The 25575-nt window shown below is 68.9% G+C and carries 18 protein-coding genes and 2 pseudogenes; 10 read left to right on the forward strand and 10 right to left on the reverse strand.

Going from position 1 to position 25575, the window contains the following annotated elements:
* The first annotated feature begins 1204 nt into the window (after positions 1 to 1204).
* The gene (locus tag ACFXMG_RS00580; protein WP_383813382.1) at positions 1205 to 2074 is read left to right on the forward strand and encodes an alpha/beta fold hydrolase; all 870 of its coding nucleotides are present in this window, start codon (positions 1205 to 1207) and stop codon (positions 2072 to 2074) included.
* Between the two features lie 140 nt (positions 2075 to 2214).
* Positions 2215 to 2454 carry a hypothetical protein gene (locus ACFXMG_RS00585; protein WP_383813384.1) on the forward strand — a complete coding sequence of 80 codons (240 nt, stop codon included), beginning with the start codon at positions 2215 to 2217 and terminating at the stop codon, positions 2452 to 2454.
* Between the two features lie 223 nt (positions 2455 to 2677).
* Here the strand turns inward: ACFXMG_RS00585 and ACFXMG_RS00590 are convergent, their stop codons facing one another.
* The gene (locus tag ACFXMG_RS00590; protein WP_383813386.1) at positions 2678 to 3643 is read right to left on the reverse strand and encodes an alpha/beta hydrolase family protein; all 966 of its coding nucleotides are present in this window, start codon (positions 3641 to 3643) and stop codon (positions 2678 to 2680) included.
* Between the two features lie 168 nt (positions 3644 to 3811).
* On the opposite strand from ACFXMG_RS00590, the gene ACFXMG_RS00595 reads away from it, so the two are divergent.
* The gene (locus ACFXMG_RS00595; RefSeq protein WP_383813388.1) at positions 3812 to 4408 is read left to right on the forward strand and encodes a TetR/AcrR family transcriptional regulator; all 597 of its coding nucleotides are present in this window, start codon (positions 3812 to 3814) and stop codon (positions 4406 to 4408) included.
* A gap of 1545 nt (positions 4409 to 5953) precedes the next feature.
* Positions 5954 to 6502 carry a hypothetical protein gene (locus tag ACFXMG_RS00600; RefSeq protein ID WP_383813390.1) on the forward strand — a complete coding sequence of 183 codons (549 nt, stop codon included), beginning with the start codon at positions 5954 to 5956 and terminating at the stop codon, positions 6500 to 6502.
* A gap of 1563 nt (positions 6503 to 8065) precedes the next feature.
* Here ACFXMG_RS00600 and ACFXMG_RS00605 read toward each other — a convergent pair.
* Complete coding sequence (locus tag ACFXMG_RS00605) at positions 8066 to 8701, reverse strand: hypothetical protein (protein WP_383813392.1); 636 nt, start codon at positions 8699 to 8701, stop codon at positions 8066 to 8068.
* A 684-nt stretch (positions 8702 to 9385) separates the two neighbouring features.
* Here ACFXMG_RS00605 and ACFXMG_RS00610 point away from each other — a divergent pair.
* The gene (locus ACFXMG_RS00610) at positions 9386 to 9811 is read left to right on the forward strand and encodes a hypothetical protein (protein WP_383813393.1); all 426 of its coding nucleotides are present in this window, start codon (positions 9386 to 9388) and stop codon (positions 9809 to 9811) included.
* Between the two features lie 92 nt (positions 9812 to 9903).
* On the opposite strand, the pseudogene ACFXMG_RS00615 reads toward ACFXMG_RS00610, so the two are convergent.
* Positions 9904 to 9987, reverse strand: a pseudogene (locus ACFXMG_RS00615) (ATPase); the annotation flags it as partial.
* Between the two features lie 394 nt (positions 9988 to 10381).
* Here ACFXMG_RS00615 and ACFXMG_RS00620 point away from each other — a divergent pair.
* Positions 10382 to 11578, forward strand: coding sequence for an FG-GAP-like repeat-containing protein (locus ACFXMG_RS00620; RefSeq protein ID WP_383813395.1), 1197 nt, complete (start codon positions 10382 to 10384; stop codon positions 11576 to 11578).
* A 155-nt stretch (positions 11579 to 11733) separates the two neighbouring features.
* Here the strand turns inward: ACFXMG_RS00620 and ACFXMG_RS00625 are convergent, their stop codons facing one another.
* Positions 11734 to 12327, reverse strand: coding sequence for a hypothetical protein (locus tag ACFXMG_RS00625; RefSeq protein ID WP_383813397.1), 594 nt, complete (start codon positions 12325 to 12327; stop codon positions 11734 to 11736).
* Between the two features lie 151 nt (positions 12328 to 12478).
* Between ACFXMG_RS00625 and ACFXMG_RS00630 the strand changes: the two genes are divergently transcribed.
* Entirely contained in the window at positions 12479 to 13522 is a 1044-nt protein-coding gene (locus ACFXMG_RS00630) for a hypothetical protein (protein WP_383813398.1), read from the forward strand.
* Between the two features lie 69 nt (positions 13523 to 13591).
* Here ACFXMG_RS00630 and ACFXMG_RS00635 read toward each other — a convergent pair whose 3' ends face one another.
* Both ACFXMG_RS00635 and ACFXMG_RS00640 read right to left on the reverse strand, forming a co-directional pair.
* Complete coding sequence (locus ACFXMG_RS00635; RefSeq protein ID WP_383813399.1) at positions 13592 to 15331, reverse strand: FG-GAP repeat domain-containing protein; 1740 nt, start codon at positions 15329 to 15331, stop codon at positions 13592 to 13594.
* A 1366-nt stretch (positions 15332 to 16697) separates the two neighbouring features.
* Positions 16698 to 17531, reverse strand: coding sequence for an NAD(P)H-binding protein (locus tag ACFXMG_RS00640; protein ID WP_383813401.1), 834 nt, complete (start codon positions 17529 to 17531; stop codon positions 16698 to 16700).
* Positions 17532 to 17697: 166 nt separating this feature from the next.
* On the opposite strand from ACFXMG_RS00640, the gene ACFXMG_RS00645 reads away from it, so the two are divergent.
* Positions 17698 to 18234, forward strand: a complete 537-nt coding sequence (locus tag ACFXMG_RS00645; RefSeq protein WP_383813403.1) for a TetR/AcrR family transcriptional regulator — start codon at positions 17698 to 17700, stop codon at positions 18232 to 18234.
* A 329-nt stretch (positions 18235 to 18563) separates the two neighbouring features.
* Here ACFXMG_RS00645 and ACFXMG_RS00650 read toward each other — a convergent pair whose 3' ends face one another.
* Positions 18564 to 19025 (reverse strand): hypothetical protein, encoded by a 462-nt coding sequence (locus ACFXMG_RS00650; protein WP_383813405.1) that lies wholly within the window; start codon positions 19023 to 19025, stop codon positions 18564 to 18566.
* A 341-nt stretch (positions 19026 to 19366) separates the two neighbouring features.
* Entirely contained in the window at positions 19367 to 19627 is a 261-nt protein-coding gene (locus ACFXMG_RS00655) for a hypothetical protein (RefSeq protein WP_383813407.1), read from the reverse strand.
* A 463-nt stretch (positions 19628 to 20090) separates the two neighbouring features.
* Here ACFXMG_RS00655 and ACFXMG_RS00660 point away from each other — a divergent pair, with 463 nt between their 5' ends.
* Complete coding sequence (locus ACFXMG_RS00660) at positions 20091 to 20420, forward strand: hypothetical protein (RefSeq protein ID WP_383813409.1); 330 nt, start codon at positions 20091 to 20093, stop codon at positions 20418 to 20420.
* 336 nt (positions 20421 to 20756) lie between these two features.
* Here the strand turns inward: ACFXMG_RS00660 and ACFXMG_RS00665 are convergent.
* Positions 20757 to 20992: pseudogene (locus tag ACFXMG_RS00665) on the reverse strand (nucleotidyltransferase domain-containing protein); the annotation flags it as partial.
* Between the two features lie 662 nt (positions 20993 to 21654).
* A complete protein-coding gene (locus tag ACFXMG_RS00670; protein WP_383813411.1) occupies positions 21655 to 22104 on the reverse strand; it encodes an alcohol dehydrogenase catalytic domain-containing protein in 450 nt (149 codons plus the stop codon).
* Between ACFXMG_RS00670 and ACFXMG_RS00675 the strand changes: the two genes are divergently transcribed.
* Positions 22103 to 25318, forward strand: a complete 3216-nt coding sequence (locus ACFXMG_RS00675; protein ID WP_383813413.1) for a bifunctional cytochrome P450/NADPH--P450 reductase — start codon at positions 22103 to 22105, stop codon at positions 25316 to 25318. The two genes, ACFXMG_RS00670 and ACFXMG_RS00675, sit on opposite strands and share 2 nt — an antisense overlap.
* The last annotated feature ends 257 nt before the right edge of the window (positions 25319 to 25575 follow it).

Consider the following 25575-nt stretch of genomic DNA (forward strand, 5'->3'; position numbering starts at 1 on the left):
TGACGTGCCTCGCGTTCACCGCCGGCCCGGCCGGCCCGCTCTCCCGGCGACAGATCCGGCTCGATCGCCCGGTGCAAGGTGGGCAGCGACGGCGGCAGAGCCGCGGGCCGGGACTGCCGAGCGGCACGCAGGACCAGCTCACGATGCACCGCCGCGACGTTGCCCTTCCCTAACGCGAGTAGGCAGCGTACTTCCGGCGTGACAGCGAAGCGGTCCCGAGTCTGGGCACGTGCCCCGGGCTCCTCAGCCACGGCTTCGTCCCGCTCGGCAGCGGCCAGCCACCGCCACACGGTGCGCTCCGTCGCCTCCAACGACTGAGCCATCAGCCGCACATGCCGCGTTGTAAGTTTGACCCGTATGCACCACCTGGGCGCCCGGGACCAGGACTGGGACCTGCGCCAGATGCTTCTGCTCCTGGAGGAGGACCTGCCCGCCAGGGCCTTGGCCGGTCTCGACGTTCAGAACGAGCTCGCTGAGCGGATCCGGTCTGCTTCGGCCCGGCCACCACGGGCTCCCGCTCGACCAGCAAAGCCCGTGTCGGCCGGCGGTCCCTGCGGATCACCCGATGCAGTGTCGACGCCGACGGCACCGCGACCCCGCCGCCAGCGGCGGCCAGCCGGCCTCTCAGCTCAGCGACGTTCCCTCCGACCTCGCCCAGCAGCGCCCCCACCTCATCCGGCACCGCATACCCTGCCGGACCCCATGCCTCCAACTGCCCGGTCGTCTTGGCCTGCTCCACCGAGCGCCACACCGTACGCTCCAAGACACCCACCGTCTCCGCAACCGCACGCACGTGTCTCGTGGCCGGCTCCCCCGCCCGCTGCCGCTCCAGCAGACGACGCACCCCCAATCCCGGGGCATCACAGCACAGGCCCACGGCCGACCCGTTCATCTTCACCCACCGCACGATCACTCCGGTCGGGCCAGCCACAGCGCCTAAGCTCTCTCGACCTGCGACAACATCAGCTGCCATGCGTAGAGCCCACGACAGCGATCCCACCCATCAACCTCTCACCTCATGACAGCAGCCGACTCACCCCGCAAACAACCGCTGACCAGCACCGAAACACCGCACCCCAGAACGCCACCACCGACTCTCACCACCACCGACACCAACCCGGGAGATCGCTGGGGCGCGGCCCCATCGCGGAGCGGCGCCCCATCGCGCCGATGAGTTTCCGGGTCGGGGTCGGTCTACACAGGTATGGAGACTCACACGCTCGAGACAGCCGGCGCGGACCTCGTCTATGACGTTCGCGGGCCGCTGCCGACCACAGATGGACGCCCGCCGTTGTTCATGATCGGGCAGCCCATGGACGCTACTGGCTTCGCCGCGCTCGCCGCGCGCTTCCCCGAGCGGACCGTGGCCACCTATGACCCGCGGGGGCTCGGTCGCAGCACCCGTAAGGACGGGCGGGTCGACCACACTCCGCAGACCCAGGCCGACGACGTGCACGCCGTCATCGAGGCGCTCGGGGCCGGGCCGGTTGAGATGTTCGCCAGCAGTGGCGGAGCGATCACCGCGCTCGCGGTCGTGGCGAAGTACCCCGCAGACGTGACCACCCTGGTCGCGCACGAGCCGCCGCTCATCACCCTCACGCCGGACGGCCCGGCGGCCGTGCGGGCGCGGGCCGGAGTCCGGGATGCCTACGAGAAGCGGGGATGGGGGGCCGGGATGGCTGCGTTCGTGGCCATGACCTCGTGGGAGGGAGAGTTCACCGACACGTACTTCGCACAGCCGGCGGCCCACCCCGCCGCGTTCGGGCTACCCACGGAGGATGACGGCTCACGCGACGATCCGCTGCTGTCCGACCGGTCCTGGGCGATCAGCAGCTACCGGCCGGATGCCGACGCGATCGCCGCTGCGCCGACCCGCATCGTGATCGCTGTGGGCGAAGAGTCCGAAAACGTGCAGACCGGACGCACCTCCGTCGCGACCGCCGAACTGCTCGGACAGCGGGTGACCGTTTTCCCGAGCCATCACGCCGGGTTCTGCGACGGAGAGTTCGGATATCCGGGTAAGCCGGACGAGTTCGCGCATCGACTGCGCCAGGTCCTTGACGGCGCCTCGTAAGCCAGCCGCGGACCGAGTAGTTCTCCCACCCCGGGTGCTCAGGCGCCGAGCACCCGGGAGAGCTGGGTACGCACGGCGGCTCTGCCGCTGATCTTGTGGTGGCCTGGCCTCTGCGCGATGACACTGGCTGCGTTGTCGGCATGCCCTTCGAACCTCGCAGCCGTGAAGAGCTGGTCACCTTCCTGCGCGACCTGCACGTAGAGTTCCGTGCTCACAGCCACGCGTGGGAGAACAACGCCCTGGACGACTTCCTTGAAGCGCTCGCCGCATGGGTGCATGACTCCCCGGGTGCGTACGGCAACGCGGGAGAGCAGATCCCGCCCGATGGAGACTGGCCCTTCATGGCCCGAGCCCTCCACGCAGCCACCCTCTACGAGTAGAGCAGTGCTCCCCGCTCACTCCGGTGCGTCACAACATCAGCGACAGACCCCGAACGGCTGTACCTACCCTCGCCATGGCTCTGTTCACGAGCGCCGCCCGGTTTCCTGCGTCCGCCGGGCCCTGGGTTTCAACGCGTTCGTGGCGCGCGAGGGGCTGCGGCCCCTCTGCGGCGAGCCGAACGACGACGGCCGGGCCTTCCGATGCTGGATGTGGCTGTGGAGGCTACTTGGATTCGACCTGTCCTATCGGGTCGAGTCCGGCCGCCAGTGCCTCGCAGGCGATCTGCCAGGTGGAGGCGCCGGGGTGGAGCTGGGTGTGGAGGTAGGCCGCGGTGAGCTGGGCGAGGGTGGCGACTCGCTGGGGGTTCTCGTCGGTGGTCTCGGCGGCGTCGTATCCGGCGATCCCGCCGAGCCCGTGCTCCGCGTCGAACAGGGTGAGCAGGGACTTGGGGCCGGGGCCGGGGGCGAGGGTGTAGGGGTCCGCGTGCCAGTCCGGCCCCATGTCCGTGAAGTGCCGGGGGTCGTCCTTGTCGCCGGCGACGATCAGCGCGGGTGCGGTCATGGTGGAGAAGTCGACGGCCCCGACGATCGGCCACTGCTCGGCCATGGGCCCGTTGAAGACCTCGCCGCCCCTGCCCGGCGCGGCGAGCAGTACGCCGGCCCTGATCCGGGGCTCGACGAGGTGCACCACGTTCCCGGTGTCGGGGTCGGTGAGCCCGGCACCCAGCAGGAGGGCGGCGGTGAAGCCTCCGAGCGAGTGTCCCGCGAGGGCGACCTTGGTGTGGTCTATCCGTCCGGCGAGCTGCGGCACAGCGTTCTCGATGACGTCGAGCCGGTCGAGGATGTGGGTCATGTCCTCGGCGCGGGAGCGCCAGAAGTCGGGGGCGCCTGGGGCGTCCGCGACCAGGTGGGTCAGTGTGCTGGAGATGAGGTGGGTGGGTTGGACGACGACGAATCCGTGTGCCGCCCAGAAGTCGGTGATCGGCGCGTAGCCGTTGAGTGAGGAGAGGTTGTTCGAGGGGCCGTGGCCGTGGGAGAGGAGGATGACGGGGAGGCCGGTTCCGGTCGCGGGTGCGGAGACCCGCATTTGGAGGTCCACGGGACGTCCGGGCACGGACAGGACTACGGGGCTGAAGGACAGGACGGGGACGGCCGTACCCAAGGCGTCGGCGGTGGTGGCTGTGCTCACGGCGTGGACTCCCTTTCGGTGGCGCCTGCCGCCCGCCGGTCTCTTGCGGCCAGGGGGCGGACAAGGCGGTCGGGGCGTCCCGTTTCGACTAAGCTAAAACGGAACGCTGCTCCATTTAGTATTCGGAGCATCGCTCCGCTTTGTCAATCGGTGTCGAAGGAGAACGTGATGGCCGCCCAGGGTCCTGCAGGGGATTCACCGTCCCGAAGCAAGCGGGCCGACGCGCAGCGCAACCGGGAGACGGTGCTCACGGCCGCAGCCGAGGTATTCGTCACCTCCGGCGTCGACGCGCCGATCCGCCAGATCGCGGCCCGGGCAGGCGTCGGGATGGCCACGATCTACCGCCACTTCCCCACGCGGGCGGACCTCGTCACCGCTGTGTACCAGCACCAGATCGAGGCATGCGCCGAAGCCGGCCCGAACCTGCTGGCCATCGCCGCCTCCCCGCTCGACGCACTGCGCCAATGGATCGACCTCTTCGTCGACTTCCTCGTCACCAAACACGGCCTCGCCGACGCCTTGCAGTCAGACAGCGACCGCTTCGCCGCGCTCCACGCCTACTTCCTCGACCGCCTCCTGCCCGTCTGCGCGCAACTGCTCGACGCCGCGGTCGAGGCCGATGAAATCAGGCCCGGCACACAGCCATACGAGCTGATGCGCGGCATCGGCAACCTCTGCATCGGACGCGACAACGACCCCCGCTACGACCCCCGACGCCTGATCGCCCTCCTCCTCCAGGGACTCCAGCGACCGCAGACGTCCTGATACCGACGAGCAACATCGCGACCAGGCTCCTCCCCGGAATCCACACGATCCGAACGACCGCCGCTCAACAGCCGCAGACGCCTGCAAGCAAGAGTGCCCCGAGCCGGTGCTGTCACTTGCCATCAACATCGAACACGGCATCATCAGGACGCCGCTCAACGTCGTGAACAACCGCTGTCGTAACTCGGTTCTGGCACAAGCTCCGTGTGCCAGAACCCGCAACTCATGAACGAAGCCACTCGCCGGCTCAACCGCGCACAACAACAGACTGCCCGCCATGCGGACCGGCCGACCGTGTCACCGAGATGATCTCCGCCTACGAAATTCTTGCCATCCCCGCGGTCGCGGGGAGCGGGGGTCGGACGAGACCAACCTCGCGCAGGCGGTCGGGCCATCCCTGCCGCTGCGGGGAGCAGGGTGGCGTACCCCATTCAGCGCCCCAGGTGGGGCCCATTCCCGCATGCGCAGGGAGCGGCGGATGGCGTACAGGCCGCCGAGGCCAGTGACGGAACCAACCCCGCGGAAACGGGGAGCAGGAGCATCGTCGCGAGCTCATCCTGCGAGCGCAGGGACCATCCTCGCGGGGCAGGGAGCATGGACATCTACCAGTGCGCGGGGAGCAGAGAGCGGAGGCCAGCGGCGCGCGATCTTCCGCTCCAACTCGTCGATCAGGGGACCATCCCTGCGCACGCGGGAAGCAGTAGACGTACCTGACCCAGCCGGCAGTGCTCCAGGGAACATCCCCGCATGTGCGGGGAGCAAACTTCCTGACCTGTAGTTCTATCCGACGACCAACCTCGCTCGAACCACTTTCGCCGAATGAGACAAAACACCTGCGCTGCCGGCGCCGGGTCGAGAAGCAGCCGTTGGTGGCTTTGTTGGTTGGTTTCGAGAACGTCTGTTGCTCAGTGGCAGGAACGCTCTCCACCTCCGGTAAGCGATACTGCCGAGATTTGGGAACACCTACGTGCTTGTGCCAGGACCGTGGTTGTGATCGGCCCGAAGCACGCTGATTTGACCGGACATGGTGTCCTCGCGGGAGGGTGCGCGGTAGCCCGTTCGCGTGACGTGGTCCCGGCCGCGTACGTTCCGCGTATGGCCAGGACAACGCCGGCGAGGCCGGTTGCCGTGGAGGCAGTGTTCCCGGAGCTAGCGGCATATCGAGGGCGGACGACCCGCCTGCACCCGCGGCGGCCGGGGCAGCCCGGGCGGCACGACAGCCATGTCGGCGGGCCGCTGCTGTGACCGAGTGACGAGCCGTGGCCGGTCTGCCACGAGCTGCACGAGCCCGAGACCGAGGGGTATGCACCAGAGGAGATCCGCGCCGCCCGGTCCGCGGGCGTGTGGCCTCGGCGCCGCCCGTGGCACGGCGCCGGCAGCCCGGGGGAGGACGGGCCGACGCCCTTCGTGGGGCTTGCCCAGTTCTTCGGCCGGGACGTCCCCGGGCTGGCCGCTGGTCCCGGCGGCGCTGACCTGGTGCAGCTCTTTCGCTGCCCGCGCACCCACGGCCGGTACCTGGAGCGCCGATATCTCCTGCGGTGGAGGATGGCCGCGCAGATGGAGAGCGCGGGCCGCTTCCTTGCTGCCACACCTGAAGTGCCGTTGCTCCGGTGGGAGCACGAACTCCCCGACCCCTGCGTCGTGCACCCTGAGGAGGTGGACACCTATCCGTGGGCGGAGGACGACACGCTGCCTGCGGCTCTGATCGCCCGCATCGACGCCTGGGACGATGCCCAGACCGCGGAAGGCGGCCGGAACGCCCCGAACTACCAGGGCGCCCTTTCGATCCCGCCCGGATGGCGGGTCGGCGGCTTTCCCAGCTGGGCGTCGACAGGCCCGCTGGACATCACGTGCGCCTCCTGCAGGGCCCCGATGCGACTCCTGCTGACGGCTGGGGGCGACGAGATGGACCCCGACTCGCACAGCTGGATGCCCCTGGAAGACCGCGATCCGTCCCTCGAGGGGATGGCCTCGATCAGGGGCGGCCAGTCCGTCGCCCAGCCCACCAGGCTCCGCTTCGGCCGTGACCGAGACCTCCACGTCTTTACCTGCCCAGCCGACCCGGGACACCCGCCCCAATGGGTGCTCGCCTAGGAGCGACGGAGTCGGCCGACGCGCGACGCTGCGAGCTACCGTCGCCCGACACGCACGCAACCGTGCTCCTGTTCCCCGCCAAACGGCCGCGGCTGTTCCCCGAACCGAACCCAGCAACAGCCGTTCCTGCAAGTCACCTACGCAGGCATCTTGGCAAGCACGGCGGTAGGCCACCACAACCGTGGTGAGCGCGGCGGTAGCACCCCACGACGCCCCACTCCGCTCACCACTGCCACGACCAGAGACAGGAGCACGGCTCGCAGCGACCCAAGCGACTCACCAACCCACACAACCCAGCCGACAGGACACCGCAAGCACGAAGCGCACCTTCAACAGGAACACAGTGGCCAAACTCGGCGGGGGCCCCGAACGCGGAGAGCACCTGCAGGCCCAGACGAACGATGGGAGCCGGGCCGGAGCCATCGCCGCGCGTGCGGGGAGCAGTATCTGCAGCGCTGGCCGGCGATCACGAGCTGGGTCCATCCCCACCCGAGGGGGGAACAGACGGTCAGGCAGCCGTTCACAGTCAGCCCGGCGGAGCCATCCCGACAACGCAGGAAACAGCATGGCGCCGCCCACGACCACCGCCCCGACACAGCGCAATCCCCCGGACCCGGGGAACAGTCGGCCTCGGCTCACGACTTGAAGGGGGCAACGGGTACATCATCTCGCGTGGGAAGCAGATGTCCGGGTCACCGAAGTCGACGACACCCCCGGGTGCATCCCCCGCGGGTACGGGGAGCAGCTGATGACCGAGGTGGGGAAGGAGCCGTTGTAAGAACCATCCCAGCGCGTGTGGGGAGCGCCGCACCAGCGTCTCCGGCATGTCGCCGCCGTAGGAGCCATCCCCGCGAGCGCAGGGAGCAGACCTTGTACGGGCTGGCGAACATGGCGCCCTCAGGTCCACCCCCGCGCGAGCAGAGCGCGTACTTCTCCGCCGCGTCCATCTCGTTGGGGCGATCGCCGCGGGCGGGAGCAGCAGTCCGCCGGGGGTGTGCTCGCCACGGCCGAGGTCGCGGTCGGGGCAGCCCCGCGGACGCTGACACGTCCCACAGCCCCTCACCACGTCCTTGGCCGGAGGGGCCATCCCCCACAAGCACGGGAAGCAGCGGCTGATCGGTCAGCGCCTGCCGCAGCACCAGGAACCATCCCCCGCACGTACGGGGTGGCCACGCTTGCAGGCGGGGTACCAGTGCCCCAGAGGTCGGACCGGTCGGTCAGCGTGCGAGGAGGCTCACGTGGATGGCCCGCTCAACATGGGCCCCGCGTCCCTCTGCCAGCCATCGCCGCACGATCCGCTCCGCCGCGATCTGCGCACGTCGACCGCGACAGCGAACCCTTCCCATTCACCGCAGGATGCTGCCGGACCACCACACCCCGCGCCGACGCACACCCCCGGCCGACACAGCCCCAGCGGCCCCCGTCCCGCCCTCGGTCACACTTGCCGAATCCCCCTGAACCGTCACGCTACCCATACCACCCGGCCACGCCCACCCCTCACAAGGGAAACCCATGACAGACAGCCGGCAACAAGCCGCGATACGCGGTGCGCCTCTGCGTGGTTCAGGATGCCGCGGCGGCCTTCTGGATTCGGGGGACGAACACCTCAGCCAGGGAATGAGCGGTGGCGGGGTCCAGGGTGCCGTCGGGCCCTGCCAGCGTCACCTCGGCGACGACCGTGCCCAGGCACATGACGAGGTAGAGACCGTTCTCGCCGCCGACGTTGCGATAGTACGCGTGGCTCTCGACGCCGGGAACCGGCGGCACCTGCGCCTTGGTGTACTTGGCCGACCAGGTCGTCTCCTTGTGGCAGGCATCCCGGGCGACCGTCCTGTCCACGAAGGCCGTGATCTCGAAAAGGGCTTCCTCGCCGACCGCCTCGAACTTCGCATCGCCACGCGCGATTCTGGCGCACTTCCAGTCGGTGTCCGAAGCGCACTCCCCCGCAGACTTGGGCTCCTCATCGATGAGCGCGCTCGCGTTCTGCGGAGTCCACCCAGCCATCGACGCAGGGTCGGGCAACGCCAGCTGGAACCTCTCTTCAGTCTTGAAAACGGTGTCGAAATCCACCTTGCCGGCAGCGGAGCTGCCCGAACCTGATCCTGTTCCGGCGCTGTTGCCGATCGGCGGTTTCGCCGGCGCCGTCTCGGAGTCGGCGCCTCCACAGCCGGTGGCGAGGGCCGCCAGCGTCACCAGCACCGCTGCACTCGAACCCATCCGAATCCTCAAAGCCGCACTCCCCGTTGTTCGTTGCATACCAGGCCGCTGATGCGACGGCCTGTCGCTACGACAGATGATCCTGGCAGCCGCGCCCTTGGCGATCAAACACACGTACCCCCGCACGGGCTCCGTAGACCCGGACGGAAGGCGAACTGTCCGTTCGATTCCGTTTGGTGGTGCCAGCTCCCGAAGCGGCGTACACACCCTGCTCAGACTCCAACCGACAGCACATATACACGAGTTTGGGCTCTGGCCCACTTTCCGTGAAGCGCATACATTGAGTGAGGCCAACGCGTAGAGAATTGGGCCTCTCTGTGTCAGAACGGCGGGCCTTCGGGGCATTCGCCAGTTCCCTTGCTCGCCTAGTCCGTCCCGTCCAAGAGCTTCTGAAATTGAGGGAGATCGGGATGGGGGCTCTTCTCCGTCGTTCGGCTGCCACTGTTGGTCACAGGCCGAGGTGGCTTTGTTCACGTTCAGCAGCGCTTGTCTGCCGGTTTGGGCGTCAGTTGATGATCACTGGGCCTCGGAATGTTCACGAGAGACAGCCTCAGCGCATGGACCAGCGCGGCCTGGACCGCTGGCTCGGGTGTCAGGAGACATGTTGGCGGCCCGGAAGGACGTTCGCCCCCTGCCGTCTAACCTCTCCTATTGAGGGGTGGGATTATGGAAAAGTCGATCTTGGTCGAGTCCATCAGGTACTCCGCTGTGTGCCAGGAATGCGGTGCCGAGGCGGAGTGGTGCGGTGTTCAGGCGCTCGTGGGCGAGGAACTGCGGTGGGATGTCGAGACGACGTGTCCGGCCTGCGGGTTTGCCCTGGCTGTGTGTGACGGTGACCTGCCGGAGGGACTGCGTGGCCGACTGCTCTCCGAGCACGGGCGGGCAAGGTTGCGGGTAGCCCCGCCGACGAGGAACGCCGCCATCATGCGGGTGCTGCGGGCGGAACTCGGCATCGGCCTGGACGGCGTCCGGGCCGTGCTGGAACAGGTCTTGACCGGGCAGTACTCAGGGACCCTGCCCGAGATGGAACTCCTGGCGCGGAAACTGCGGGCATCAGGCATCGAAGCGGCCGCTTCGCGGACGGTGGATTGAGCGAGCCTGCCGGGCGGAACGACTGGGTTCGCCGAGGACGGCCGCCCACCGCCCAGAGACAGGCAGGCCGTCGAGGTAGGTAGTGACAGGGATCAGCCAGCCTTGACTGCCTCCTCAGCGCGGGCTCGGGTGGTGGCGAGGCGGTAGGAGTCTGTGCCGGTTTCGATGATGTTGCCGCAGCCAGGCGGGGCCCTCTTGCATCCCCGCAGAACTCAGCCCCGGCATCCGCCGGCCAAGAAGGGCCTCTCTCGGCCTCGCCATCCGTGCGGCTGCCATGGGCTCAAGGGGGACGACGAGACCGACGACGGTCATGATCAGCCGGGTACGGACGACTCGGCCCGCAGGTCATGCGGTCCGGGCGCTGCGTACCGCGAAACAGGACCGGTGCTGCCTGGCCCGCACCGACCGGGCTACCTACCGGGGGGGGACGTGTCGGTCTGTTTCAAGGCCCTACATACGGCGATCGCTGCATGACCGGGTACGGTGCCCGCGTGGCGCGTCGAGGCTTCTGTCCGCGCCACCTCAGGGAGGGATCACTTGCGTACTTCAGTACTTCGGCGTCTGGCCACGGTGGCCACGACACTGGGGCTCACCGCTGCCGGTCTGCTGGGGGCGGGCGTGTCGCCCGCGCAGGCCGCGATCGGCGACTGTCCGTCGGGCTACTTCTGTGCCTGGAAGACCGGCAACGCCACGGGCACCATGTACAAGACGAAAACGGGCACGCTGACACTGGGCACCTGGAGCAACACGTTCCGGTCGTACGTCAACCGCACGCCCAGGTGGGCCTGCTTGTTCGGCGGCAAGGACTACATCGAGAACCCCGGTGTCATGTGGGTGGCGCCCGGCGGCAAAGAGGCCGGGTTGACCGCCGGCTTCGGTGGCTCGTTGAGGCTCGCCTCGACCGAGGCCGGCTGCAACCAGCCTTCGTTTCCGACGTGGCGCTCGTCGGATGCTTTCGGCCAGCGCGACTTCAGCAACCTCGACTACAACTCGTTCTCGGACCGGCTGGTTCGCAACAACAGGGGACAGCTCTGGTTCCTCCCCGGCAACGGGTATGGCCAGCTCATCGGATCCGGAGGCTGGAACGCCCTCAACGCCTTCGTGCGCCACGGCAGCTTCGACGCGGACCACCTCGAGGACGTGATCACCCGCGAGGCTTCCACAGGGAAGCTGTGGCTCTACCCGGGCCGGGTGACGGACTCGGGAGCTGCTCTGGGAGCGCGCAAGCTCATCGGCACCGGTGGCTGGAACGCGATGGGCCAGCTCGTCGGCGCCGGCGACCTGAACGGCGACAACCGCTCCGACCTGGTCGCCGTCGAGAAGTCCACGGGCAAGCTCTGGCTCTACCCCGGCACCGCCACTGCCACCGGCACCCTCGGCGCGCGCAAGCTGCTGGGCACCGGCGGCTGGAACGGCATGAACGCCCTCACCGGCATCGGGGACATGAACAGCGACGGCCGCCCCGATCTGGTCGCGCGCGAGGCTTCCACCGGCAAGCTCTGGTTCTACCCGGGCAAAACCGGCGCCTACGGCTCCCGCGTGCTGATCGGCGGCGGCTGGAACTCCATGGCCTCCATCTTCGCTGTCGCCGACTACAACGCCGACGGCTACGAGGACCTCGCCGCGATCACCGGGCCCGGCACGTCCACCACCCTTTGCCCCTCGGGAGACGGCTGCCTGCTCATGTACCCGGGTACGGGGCCGGGCAAGTTCGGAGCGGCCTCCCGAAAGGCCGACAACTGGTGGGGCCTTACCGGCTCCTTCTGACCCACCCGACCGGTCACACTCCCCGTGTCCTACTCCCCCGGCAGGGGTCGGGGGAGACACGGGGGTGTGCCGGATCGGTGGGCGACGAAACCAGGGTGAAGTGGAGAGGAAGCCCTGTGCTCACCCCGTGGGAGACGAGCCCCGGACGGGCCCGGCTACTTCTTCTTCACGTCATCGAGCCGGTGGGACATCTCCCACTTGGCCTTCGGGAGGACGGTCTCGTAGTAGTAGTCCGGGGTCTTGTTCGTCGCGCTCGGCAGGCGGGTGTCCTTGCGCAGGATCTCGCTGTAGCCCTTGAAGACCGCCATGGACATGTGAAGGCAGTTGTTGGTGGAGAGCTTGTACCCGCGGTTCTTCACCGTGGTGTACCAGGACTGAGCCCGCCCCACGTCGCCGTCCCGCGTGTTCACGCAGCGGTAGCGGGTGTAGTACTGCTCCTTCTTGTCCTTGACGGAGGTGAAGTGCGCGCGGGCCTTCTCCCACGTGCCGCCCTTGATCCACCCGTTTCGTGGGGCGTCGACGTAGCTGCCGAACGAGCCGTAGATCCAGTGGTTCGCCTTCCCGCGCACCTTGATGGCGAAGGCCGCATGTCCCGCACCATAGGCTCCGTCGGGTGCCTCGAACATGCACACCCGCCCCAGAGTGGCGGCCTGCGCCTCGACCGGAGCGGTCGCCATGCCCGTGGCGAGAAGAGCGAGCGAGCCCACCACCGGGGTGACCACCCGGGCCATCTGCCGTCCGAACTTCATGCTGATTTCCTCCTGGTGAGATCGAGTCCGCCTCCTTGAACCGCCCCCGACGGGCGGCCCAGCGGCTCGACTGCCTGCACTTTTGCCGGAGGCTTGATGACCCGCCACACTTTCGGCACCCGGTCATCAAGCCGGATCGAGGAGAAACCGATTGGTCAGCAAACAGGGCCGGCAGGAAGCCCCGATCGACCCCGCGGGCGGCCCCCTGGCGAGGTTCGCCATCGAGCTCCGCCGACTGCGCAAGGAGTGCGGATCTCCGACCTACCGGGAACTGGCAACCTGGTCGGCGAAGGTGGGCAGCGCCTACTCGGACACCACCTTCTCCATCGCCGCCCGAGGACAGACCCGACCCTCCCTGCCGGTGGTCCTCGCCTACGTACAGGCGTGCCTGGCCTACGCCAAGGCAGACGAACAGCGGATCACCCAAGAACTCGCGGCATGGACCAGCCGCTGGGAAGCCCTGGAGGAAGGCCCCGCAGCGGCACACCCCGCAGAGCAACCCGAACAGAGTCCCGACCAGAATCCTGACATCTCGCAGCCGCGCCCGGACACCATCCCCCCGGACGACGAACCCCTTGTACGCAGCCAGGCCGCACTCGGCCCCCGGCTCCGCAGCCGCCAGGGCGTGCTCGTGACCCTGGGCTCGCTCGCCGTTCTCGCCGGAATCGGGTTCGGCGCGCGGTACATCGCCGCCCCCGGATCGGCTTCCGCAGAACCTCGGGCATCCGGCACGCAGGCTCCCCCGGCAGCCCTTCCGGCGGCCGCTCCCCCGGCAGCATCCCCGCAGAACCCCACCACAGGCGAGAACAGTCGGTGCGCCCGGCTCCGGCACGTCGCGGGGGTGGCGTGGAGCCCATGCACCCGGGCCGACCGCAGCACGCTCGACTTCGCCGTATGGCTCTCCAACCCAGGGACGAAGCCGGTCACGGTCAAGATCAAACTGTTCTACGTCCAGGCCGGGACGGCACACGCCTGTCCGGGCCGATGGGGCGCCGGCGTTGAGGTCCAGGTCGCGCCTGGAAAGATGACCACACCCGAAGCGGCGTGCTCCATCGACAAACTGCCGGCCACCGCGTTCCAGACCAAGGCGTGGGTGATCACGCCCAACGACACCTCCTGGGGGTACCGCGAGATGTCCCAGACCATCCACGTCCAGACGGACGGGACCACCGCCCTCTGGGCGGACGAGGCGTGAGCGGGAAACGCAGAGTGCCCCCGCCAGGGCGGGGGCACTCTAAAGGAAGTAAACGACCAGCCGGCGGGGTCAGAACAGGCGGTTGAACTCGCCCCAGCCGGCACCGATCCGCGTCCGGCCGGTGAACGGGGCGGTCGCCTTGCCTGTGCCCTTGTACAGCCACAGGACGCCCGCACGGTCGCGGGCGACCGCGTCGGCGCGGCCGTCGTCGGTGAGGTCGCCAGCGACGACGAGCTGGTCGTAACCGTCCCAGCCCGCGCCGATCCGGATGCGAGTGGTGTACGGGGTCGTGCCGCTGCCGGTGCCCTTGTACAGCCACAGAACGCCGGACTTGTCACGGGCGAGGAGGTCGGCCCGGCCGTCGCCGCTCAGGTCGGCCCCGCCTGCGAGGCGGTCGTACGCGCCCCAGCCCGCGCCGACCCTCACCCGCGTCTTGAAGCGATTGCCGTCGACGAGCCGACCCGTGCCCTTGTACAGCCACAGGACGCCGGTCCTGTCGCGGGCAAGGAGGTCGACGTACCCGTCCCGGTCGACGTCACCTGCGCCGTCGATGCGATCGTAGACGTTCCAGCCGGTGCCGACGCGGACGCGGGGCGCGAAGGGGTAGTCGAACTGGCTGGAGACGAATTGGCGGTCGTAGTACCAGAGGGTTCCCGACGTGTCGCGGGCGACGGTGTCGCCGCGGCCCCGCGTGACGGCGGACGGCTTCCTGTCACGGTAGGTGAGGTCGTCCTTGAGCGGGGAGAGCGCTGTGATCGCGTTGTAGCCCTGCCAGCCGTCGCCCGTCTCGATCCGCGAGCGGAAGGGGGCGGTGGCCACGCCCGTGCCGTGGTAGCGGAACAGGGTGCCGGAGGAGTTGCGTGCCAGGAGGAAGTACCTTGGCCGCACTGTCGGGCCGAGGGTCGCGAACGTACCCGTGCGGACCACGTGGTGCTCGGGGCCGGCCCAGCCGTAGATGTCGTAAGCGGTCCGGACGTCGACCTTCCTGGCCCGCAGATCCGCATCACCCGTCACGTCGTAGTCGATGGTGTGGTCGCCCACCTCCGCCTCGCAGAGCACGTACGCCCCTACGAGGCTATTGGCCGGGTCGTCCAGCTTGCACGAGAGACCCGAGCTGGTGGTGAGGTTCTTGGGCCCGCCGATGGCGGCGGGCCCGATCTCCTGCCCCTCTGCCTGCCTGAACGAGATCCACAGCTGCCCGGCGTCCTTGGAGTGGACCCGGAGCCGATGGTGAACCGTCCTGCCCGGGGAGAGGTCAGGCAGCTCGTAGCCGACGGTGTTCAGCGCCGCGTGCGCGGCCGTCTTGACGACTGCCTTGCCCGTGCCGTGGGTCGCGTCCGCGGGCCGCGCTCCGGCGGTACGCGCGGCCTCGATGCCCGCCGCCAGGCTCCCGCCCCTGGGGACGTACGCGAAACCCCAGTGGACAGTGGTCATGTTCGGGGCATTGAGAGGTGCGGTGACCTCCGGGAACATGCTGCCGTACTGGCACAGGTAGACGGCGGCGACGCCCGGCGCCTCCGTGCAGTACAGCGGGTCCACCGTGAACCCCTTGGGTACGCCCGCGCCGTCGCCGGCAGGCCCGGTCAACGGTTTCGTCGACAGGGCGATCACGACCCGCCCGTCCGCCGTCCCGGACTCCAGCCACGGGCCGAGACGGGGGTTCGTACCGGGAGGAATGACGATGTCCTGCGTGGAGAACCGCACCTCGTCCGCCGCAAGGGCCGCACCCGCCCCCGCAGTCACTCCGGCCACGGCCAGCAGGCTGGCAACCCCCGACATCGCGGCCGCGCGGCGCATACGCTTGCTCAAGACTCGTTCCCCCCGGAACAAAAGAAGATGAAGGGTCGGCGCCGCTCCCACCCGCTCTCGGCAGGGCGCGCCCGACGAGCTGCATCTTCGGCTTTCGACCAGGTCAGCGTCAAGGTTCCGCCCCTCCTCCGGGCAAGAGAAGCAGCCTGTACCGCATGGCGTCACCCAGGGACGACGTGGCCCCGGAGTGGCCCTCGGACCACGAAGCCGAGCTGGCGGCCTCCTTGGCCGCCGGCTCGACGCGCATGAGCTCCCGGACGGCCAAGCCCTCCCGGCACGTCCACGGCCGAGCAGTGCCGCACGAGGAGAGCCCGACAGCAACGAACACGAGCGGAGAGCAGCAAACCGAACAGAACCGCCGCCGCCTCGTAGAATGCCGTCCCCCTGCCACAGCAAGGAGTGGCCCTCCTCGGCCTGAACGGCTCCACGGCCGAAATCAACCCCACACGAGCAGGAAGCAGAGGTGCAGGCCGACCAGGCACGCCATGCCGATGGGACCATCCCCGCAGGTGCGGGGAGCAGGGCGGGCACAGGCGGCGTTGATCTCGACCATGCAAGCCACCCTTGACGAACAACGCAGAGCCTGAGTGGTTGAACAGCGTCGGCAAGCGTACGCCCAGCTGATGAGCGCCGTGAATGAGTACAGCGCGCTGCTGTTGCAGGAGACCCCGCCCGACACCTGCACCCGAGAATCGGCATACGCCACCATCAGAGTCGCCATTTGACTCGTCGAGCTGTAAGGCCCTGCGGACGTGCAGCAACGCTGCGAACTGGCTGTCCAACCGGCTCTACTACGCCCACGAAGGCATTGTTCATCGGCTTCCGTCACGAACGAACGATGCTCGGGAAGGGTTCACGGACGCTGCCCAGCGCGCACTCCTGCCCTCGAGGACGTAACCATCAGTCGAGGACGGATAGACAAGCACACGTAGCTCCTGACGGACGCGGGTGATCTTGGTCGAGAACCCGCCTATCAGGAGCATCGTAGTTGCGCAGCACCGTCCAACTCGCCTTCAACATCGCCAGCTTGGGAAGGTCCACCGACAGCCAGAGGGCGACGGGAGGGGACTGCCTGCGCACCGGGCGGGTCGGACACCGGGGCCGTGGGCTCCTTGTCTTCGACTCCAGCCGCATCACACGGCGTATCCGCTCGACGAGGTGGGAGACCTGGGTGGCCATCACCTCCCCCTGCGTGTGGCGTGGCAGGGCACGTTACGTCCCGGAGAAGAGCTGTCCGTCCGTCGTCGCGTCCGCCTCCTTCTGGAGCCGGTCAAGCCGTCGTGCTGTCTCGGCTGCACGACACCGCGCCGCGTCTGCGAGCACTCCGTTGCTGCTCGTACGCCCCGATGTGTGCCGGCGCCGTCAGTCACACGAAGGCGGCGGCGTTGCGCCTGGCCCAGTTGGCGAAGGTGGTGGCGGGGCGGCCGAGGATCTTCTCTACGTCGGGGCTGACGGTCTGTTCGCGCGGGGTGGGGGTGCCGATGATGTCGAGGGTGGTGTCAGCGACCGGGGCGGGCATGAAGGTGAGCATCTGCGTGCGGGCCTCCTCCCGGGTCTGGTCGACGAAGGTGACCTGCTGGCCGATGGCATCGGCGATGGCGTCGGCGCGCTGGAGCGGGGTGGTCGAGGCGGGGCCGGTGAGTTCGTAGCTGGCTTTGGTGTGGCCGGGCCGGGTCAGGACAGCGGCGGCCACGGCGGCGATGTCGTCGGGGTCGATGGCCGGGAGGCCGATGTCGCCGAAGGGCGCGGAGATGGTCCGGCTCGCCTTGACCGAAGGCGCCCAGGCGTAGGCGTTGGAGGCGAAACCGCCCGAACGCAGGATGGTCCAGTCGGTGCCGGAGTCAATGACGGCCTGTTCGTAGGCGGCGAATGCCTGTCCGTGAGACAGGGAGTCGGGGCGGGTGACCACGCCCTGGGAGGACAGCAGGACGATTTTGCCGTACTTCGCGAACGGGGCGACAACGGCGGTGGGATCGCCGGTCATCATGAGGTCTCCCCCGACGAGCAGGAAGACCGCATCCGCCGTGGCGGGCAGGCCGGCGGCCGGCTGGGCGAGGTCGGCGGAGATGGCACGCACGCCGGGCGGGACATCCGCCTGGGTGATGCGGCGCGACACTGCGGTGACCTCGTGGTCCTGTTCGGCCAGTAGGCGGACGAGGGTGCGGCCGACGTTTCCGGTGGCGCCAGTGACGACGATCATGAAGGGTCCTCAAATCAGAGCTTGTTAGTTAGCTCGTTAGTTAGTTAGTTGGCTGACTGATCCACTGGGCCGAGCGTAGCACGAGTCGAGTCGTATAGTTAGTCGGGTGACTGACTCTAAGGAGCCTGCCCGCGCCCGAGGCGCCGGCGCGAAGCGGCAGCGACTCATGGAAGCCGCGGCCGACGTCGTCCACCGGCAAGGCGCCGAGCGCACCACCATCGCCGATATAGCGCGCGCGGCCGAGGTGCCTGTGGGCAACGTGTACTACTACTTCAAGACCAAGGACGAACTCGTCGCCGCCGCGCTGTCCGAGCACGAGCGACACCTGAACTTGCTCATCGACCACCTGAGCCGGCTCCCCGATCCTCGTGAGCGTCTCAAGGGCCTGATCGAGGGCTGGGTGAGTCAGCGTGAACTCGCCGTCCGCTACGGCTGCCCGACCGGCACTCTCGCTGCGGAGCTGGGAAAACGCGACCAGGGTGGCCTGGACGTCGAAGCGGGCAGGGTTGTCCGGCTCCTGCTGACCTGGGTGGAGGGTCAGTTCCGCGAGCTTGGCCAGCCGGATCCCGAGGGCCTGGCCCTTACCCTGGTGGGCGCCTATCAGGGCATGTCCTTGCTGGCCAACGCGCTGCGAGACCCGGGGATCATGGACCGTGAGGGCGCTCGCCTGATCGCCTGGATCGACTCCCTCGAGGCCGCCTGAGCCGGCAGTGCCGTACCAGGAGGTGAGGGGGGCCGTCGCCGTGCCGAGCGTCTTGCGTGGGCACGCCGTCCCGATGGGGCCTTCCTCGATGGGAAACGAGCAGCCCTGCCCACGGGAGCGGTTGACCCATTCGACGCGCAGGCGCGGGCGATGCCCGTCTGCGCGGCGACCTGGGCGACCGAGTGGGGCCGACGCGGAGGGCCTCCGCGTCGGATGAGTTCCAGCTCAGACGTCGCGGGAGGAGCACGCTGACTGCGCGTCACCTCAGTGATGGACCGTCGCTCGCGGACGAGCGGCGGTGCCGATGGAGGCGTGGCCTGGCTGCTGCGTCATCGCAGTCGGACGCAGGCCCACTTTCCGGTCTCGCGGAACTCGATGCACATCTTGCTGTTCACCGGGTACTGGGGCCCGGTCCGTCCGTCCCACCCCCAGTGCGTTTCCACGAACGACGCGTCCGCGGGGCGCTTGGCCTTCTTCCACCCGGAGGCGGCCGTGAGCTTGCCGCCAGGCCGCTGGTACAACCACCGGGCGTGATGCACTCGCCGCTTGCCCGTGAGCTCCAGGGAGGCGTACACCCACCCGACGCCGCGTGCCTTCGCCCCCGTCTTGTGCCAGGGCTTGACCACCATGCCCGGTGAGCACCCCAGCCACCCCAGCCCCTTGCCGACGCAGGCGTTCTCTTGGCCGTACTTGTACGACGCGGCCAGGGCCGGGGCGGCGCCTGCTGTGACCAGGAGCAGAGCGAAGGCGGTGGCGGCGGCGGTGTGCAGGATGGCTTCGTGATCAGACAACCGGCTTGTTCCGACCCCGGGGACGCCCTCGCCGCGCACACCACCCGCCCGAGTGAGCTGCCGCGGCATGCCCGGGCACGGGTCGGGGCTGCTCCGTGAGACATCTCCGGAACGAGACGATCGCCCCGCCGCGGAGGGGGGTTCCGGGCGGGGCGATCGTCAGGCCGCCGACCTGTGGCAGGGGGGGAAGCCTCAGGGCCAGCGGCGAAGAGCAGTCCCATGCTCCTGTCGGCCGCGTACCCCGGTTCCCGTCCCTCATGCACGCCGGTCTTGGGCGCGTACAGCTGACCCGGATGCCTATAGTCCGGAGGCCGGTCTGGTGGCGTGCTGCCGTTCGGTGGTCAGACTGTGGCGGTGACCAGCAGCGTGCCGAGTGTGGCAGGGCCGGGGTGGGCCAGGCGGCAGGCGTCGATTCCGGTGCAGCCGTGGCGCTTGAGCATGTCCGCCCACTGCTCGGGGCCGTACCGCCAGCGGTAGACGGTGAGCTCGTTCTCGTGGCCTTCCAGCCACTTGCCGCTCATCTGCTGGGCGCCGTAGTGCCCTTCGGACGCCTCGCGGTGGGAGGAGGCGCAGACCCCGCCGGGCATAGTCTTGCATGGCACATCGCGGAATCTACGGACTCGTGGTCCGCAGCCCCGGCGCCCACGAAGGCGTCTGCCACCGGCACCGGCTCTGGGTCCTCGGCGGGAACCAACACGACCTGTCCGCGCCTCCCGAGATAACGTGCACCAACCGCCAGGACCGACGACTCGTCCGCCGCCGCCAGAGCCCCTTCATCGCCTGGACCACCCCACGTCCGCAAGGTCACAGTTCAGTGGTTCCGGGAGGCCGACCCATCACCTCTGCACCAGCGCTGGAACCGCCGCCTGGACACTCTGCCGGAGGACCCTACGGAGATCCGAGACCACTGCCTTGAACAGTCTCTGCGTCTCATCACACCGACACGGACATCACGGTATACGGGCCGAAGCCGCCTGGCGTTGGACCGTTGCGGCCCAGGACCTGCCACCCGTCCTCACGGACGATCAGCTCACCCCTCCCCTCGCCAGCTGGAAGACTCGTGCCATGGCCGAGCAGCTGACGAAGTGGTCCGTGACCGACGGAACCGTCCTCCACCACATGCCCTACGGGCTCAGGGTCCAGATTCCGTCCGGGGAGATCGGCGTGGTCGACCGCGCCTACATCGACGACAACTACGTCAACCCTGCAGACTGGCCAGCGATCGGCTCAGTGATCACCGTCGTCGGGGCCGGCTATGCAGGCCCTCAGTTTCGGCTGAGCAGCTGCCCGAGCCACCTCGACGAGGCCAGGGCCCGCATGGCGAGCATCGCCGAAACAACGGCCCGAGCCGAAACCGGGGACTTCGGACCCAACCCCGGGGTCCGCTCAAGCTGACCCTGTCCTTGGAAGATGCCAAATCCACTGAGAATCGCCTCGTCTGAGTCTCAGTCAAGATGACGAACCACGGCTCAGTATCCCGACCTCAACCGTGATCGATGAGATGGCCGACGCATCCACGGAGAGGAATCCATCCCGCCGCATCGCCCTGCGAGACGAATCTCAGGCAGACCTGTCACTGCCCAGCACACATAGAGTCTCTACAACGTGATCCGATGAGACGGGACAGGTGTCCCACTTCGGGGCGGCTCTCCTCTCGATACGGGTGGCTTGTCCCTTCCAGTGGACATCGTCCTGGCGTGAAAGAGCAGGGCGAGCCGCAGAGCCCGCTCCTCAGAAGCGGGTGGCGATCCCGAAGGCTTGCCGGAGTCGAATCATGTCGTGCCGATCGCGGTCCGTGGGCTCGTACCCCTGATGAAAGTAGACCCGCTGCTCAGCGGACAGACACGGGACCGTCCTCCCCTGGACAGTGCCGGTCACGAGCATGAAGAGGGATAGCCAAAGGGATGCTCCGGATCGAGTGACGCCTGCACCGCCGACCCGTCGTCGGCGAAGACGAGGGGGTGAAGTCAGCCGTCATCACCTGACGCAGATGAGAAGCGACCACCTCGACCAGCGACCGAATTCCGCCGACCACGACCAAACCCTGCCTCGGCGAGACAACCATGAAACCGCCACATTCAAGATCACCAGGGCGCACAGGAAGCAGCTTGGGGTCGGGCGAGGACACCTCGCCAGTGCAGGGACCATCCCCGCGCAGACAGGGAGCAGGATGACGCCGAACGGTGGGTGGAGGCATCGGCGGGGCCATCCCGTGCTTGCGGAGAGCCGACTTTCTGACCCGCTGTTCCACCCTACGGCCAGCCCTACCTGAACCGCTTTCACCGAAGCAGACAAAACGCCTCCTCGCTGACGGTGGTAAGTCACGACAGCCGTGGTGAGCGTGGTGGTCAGCCACCCACGGACTCCTTCCGCACACCACGATCACGACTAGGAGCAGGGGAAGGGACGGGGCAGGGCCGGCAGCGACCCAAGGGCCACCCGCGCCCCAGATGCCGACGGAATGCGCGGGCTTGACCGCACCCGTTCGGTGATCGCGGCACATGGGGTGGAGACGGCGCCGGGATGATCGCCGACTGGCTGAAGGGGAGGTCGCCCGGGATCGGGACCAGGGCGTCCTCACGGGTGATGGCGTACGCGACCCAGCCCCCGTCGTAGTCCACACCGCACGTCAGCGGCGCCTGGCACATGGGGCTTCGGCGGAGGCAGTCCCCGCACGTGTCCACGCTCCCTTCACGTCCGGGCCGAGGGCGTGGACGACTCCGGCGCCCTCGTGACCGAGCGTGAGCGCGCGAGCCTTCGTGACCGCTCCGGCGGGATGGAAGGGGCTGATGCTGCCGTCGATCAGGTGGACGTCCGAGAGGCAGACTCCGGCGGCACGCACCTCGATCAGAACCTTTCCCGACCCGGGACCGGCGCGGGGATCTCTTCTACGGCAAACGTGAGCGTGTCCAGGTGGCGCCGTCCGGCGAGCATCGCGCTCATGGCGTATCCCTCTCGGGGCCGTGACCCCATGGGCCGCTCGCATGACCCGGTCGAGCAAACAGATCGGTCGACATTGTCGAGTGACAATGTATGTTGGACGGCAAGCGACAGCTGAGAACGACGAAAGGCACGACATGACTCACGCCCCCGTCGACAGGGCCCAGGCGATACCCGAGCGCCCCGCGCTGCCCCTGGTCGGTCACGCCTTCAGCATCCCTGCGGGCGCCGACGGTCTCGTTCATCTGATGAAGGAGGTCAAGGAACTGGGGCCGGTGTACCGGGTGCGCCTCTTCGGGGCCGAGACGGTCGTCGTCGGCGGTGTGGACCTGGTGACCGAACTGTGCGACGAGACCCGGTTCCGTAAGAAGGTGCACTCGGAACTGGTCGAGATCCGCCGGTTCGCGGGGGACGGCCTGTTCACGGCCTTCCACCACGAGCCCAACTGGCGCAAGGCGCACGACATCCTGATGCCGGCGTTCTCACTCGGCGCGATGCGCAGCTACCACGGCACCATGCTGAGGGTCGCCCACTCCCTGATCGGGAAGTGGGACCGGTTCGCCGGCGTGGAGGCGGTGGATGTGCCCGAGGACATGACCCGTCTCACCTTCGACACCATCGGACTGTGCGGGTTCGACTTCGACTTCGACTCGTTCCGCCGTCAGCGGATGCACCCGTTCATCGACGCGATGGTGCGCGCGCTCGCCTTCACCCAGGCCAAGGGGGAGTCCATCCCCGGCACGGAGCTGTTCAAACGCAAGCAGGTCGAGCGGTTCCGCCAGGACGCCGAGCTGATGACGGACCTCGTCGACGACGTGATCCGGCAGCGCAGGGCCTCCGGCGGCACGAGCACCGACGACCTGCTCGGACTGATGCTGCACACCCGCGACACCGCCACGGGCGAACCCCTGGACGACCTGAACATCCGCAACCAGGTGATCACGTTCCTCATCGCCGGGCACGAGACCACCAGCGGCTCCCTCTCCTTCGCCCTCTACTACCTGACCAAGCACCCCGAGGTGCTCGCCCGGGCACAGGCCGAGGTCGATGCCCTCTGGGGGGACACCGACACCCCCGACCCGGACTACGCCGACATCGGCAAGCTCACCTACATCCGCCAGATCCTCAACGAGAGCCTGCGCCTGTGGCCCACCGCGCCCGCCTTCGCCCTCGACCCGATCGAGGACACCGTCATCGGCGGCAAGTACGCCGTACGCAAGGGCGAGACGCTGATGGTGCACACGCCCGCCCTGCACCGCGACCCGGCTTGGGGCGAGAACGTCGAACTCTTCGACCCCGAGCGCTTCAGCCCGGAACAGGAGGAGAAGCGCTCCGTCCACCTGTTCAAGCCGTTCGGCAACGGCGAACGCGCCTGCATCGGCCGCCAGTTCGCCCTGCACGAGGCCACCCTGCTGCTCGGCCTCCTGGTCCACCGCTACCGGCTGATCGACCACACGAACTACGAACTCAAGATCAAGCAGACGCTCACCATCAAGCCCGACGCGTTCACCCTGAAGCTCGCCCGGCGCACGAAGGACGACCGCCGGATGCCCGCCGCGGCGAGCACCGCCACCACCGGCCGGGACACCGCGGTGTCCCGGCGGGCCCCCGGCACCGCGCTCAGCCTGCTGCACGGATCCAATCTGGGCACCTGCGCGGGCATCGCCCGCGACCTGGGAGAAGACGGCGTCGCGTACGGCTTCACACCTTCCGTGGTCTCTCTCGACAGCCGCGCGGGGCAGCTGAGCGCCGCCGGCGGACCGGTCGTCATCGCGGCCGCCTCCTACAACGGCCGGCCCACCGACGACGCCGCCGAGTTCGTCGCCTGGCTGGAGGGCCTGGAGCCCGGCGCGCTCGCCGGACTCCGGTACGCCGTCCTCGGCGTCGGGGACCGCAACTGGGCCGCCACCTACCAGCGGATCCCCACCCTCATCGACGAGCGGCTGGCCGCCGCCGGAGCCGTACCGCTTCTGCCACGCGGCGCCGCCGACGCGTCGGGCGACTTCGCCGGCGCGGTGGACCGGTGGACGGGCGAGCTGTGGACCGCGCTGCTCGACCACTATGGAGAGGAGACGGCGACCGACACCGGCCGTGCTGCCGATCCCGACGCCGCGGAGCAGGGGCTCTACGAGCTGGAGGACACCGCCGAGTCCGTGATCGGGGGCCTCGCCGCCCGGCACGGCGTCCAGCCGATGGAGGTGCTCGACGCGTACGAACTCGTCGATACGGACCACGAGCTCGGCCGCTCCAAGCGCTTCCTGCGGCTGCGGCTGCCCGACGGCGTCACGTACCGAACCGCCGACCACCTGGCCGTCCTCCCGAGCAACCCGGACGCCCTCGTCCAGCGGGTCGCCGCCCGCTTCGGCCTCGACCTGGACCGCACCATCCGGCTGCGCGCCCGGCGCCGCAGCCGTAACGCCCTGCCCGTCGACCGCCCGCTGACCCTGCGCCGCCTGCTCGCCGACTTCGTCGAGCTCCAGGACCCCGCGACCCAGGAGCAGGTCGCCGTGCTCGCCGAGCACACCGCCTGCCCGCCCGAGAAGGAACCCCTGTCCGCGCTCGCCTCCGCCGACCCGGACGCCTTCCGCGAGCAGGTGACCGCGGGTGGTCACAGCCTCCTCGACCTCCTGGAGACGTACCGCGCCTGCGAACTGTCCTTCGAGCGCTTCCTGGAACTGCTGCCGGTCCTGCGGCCCCGCCACTACTCCATCTCCTCCTCCGCGGCGGCCTCGCCCGGCGAGGTGGACCTGATGGTGTCGCTGCTCGCCGCACCCCACCGGGGCGGTGAGGGCACCTTCCGCGGCATCGCCTCGCACCACGTTCAGACCGTGAACGCCGGAGACACCGTCCAGGCCAGGGTGCTGCCATGCGGCGAATCGTTCCGCCTGCCCGAGGACCCGTCGGTGCCGGTGATCCTGGTGAGCGCGGGCACGGGCCTCGCGCCCTTCCGCGGCGCCGTTCTCGACCGGCACCACGCCGGGTCCACCGGCACGCTGCTCTGCTACTTCGGCTGCGACCACCCCGACGTCGACTACCTCCACCGCGCGGAGTTCGAGGCGGCCGAGACCGCAGGTGCCGTCAGCATGCGCCCCACCTTCATGCACGCGCCCGTGGACGGCGCCCGCTTCGTGCAGGAGCGCATCGCGCGGGAGAGCGACGAGGTGTGGGCCGCGCTGGAGGCCGGCGGGAAGGTCTACGTCTGCGGCGACGGCCGCCGGATGGCGCCCGCCGTGCGCGAGGCGTTCACGGCGATCCACCGCGAGAGGTCGGGCGAGGGCGAGGAGGAGGCCGCCACCTGGCTGGAGGGTCTGATCGAGTCCGGCCGCTACGTCGAGGACGTCTGGGCCGGCTGACTACTTGTCTCGCCAGCCCGGTACGAGCGAACGCCCTTGGTCGCCTGGCCGCCGCACGGCCGGGGCCGGCCGATGGTCGGCCGGCCTCGGGACAGGGCGGTCGGTCGGTCGGTCGGTCGGTCGGTCGGTCGGTCGGTCCAGGGTGGGGCGTAGCCCCCATCGAGCAGCGGCGCCCGTAGGGTGCCCTTGACGGACCGTCGTGTGCCGCGCCCTGAGTGGTCGGGGGGCCTGGCTCCCCGACCTGCGTACGACCACCT

It is taken from the genome of Streptomyces sp. NPDC059201, assembly GCF_042754585.1.
Taxonomy (GTDB): Bacteria; Actinomycetota; Actinomycetes; order Streptomycetales; family Streptomycetaceae; genus Streptomyces.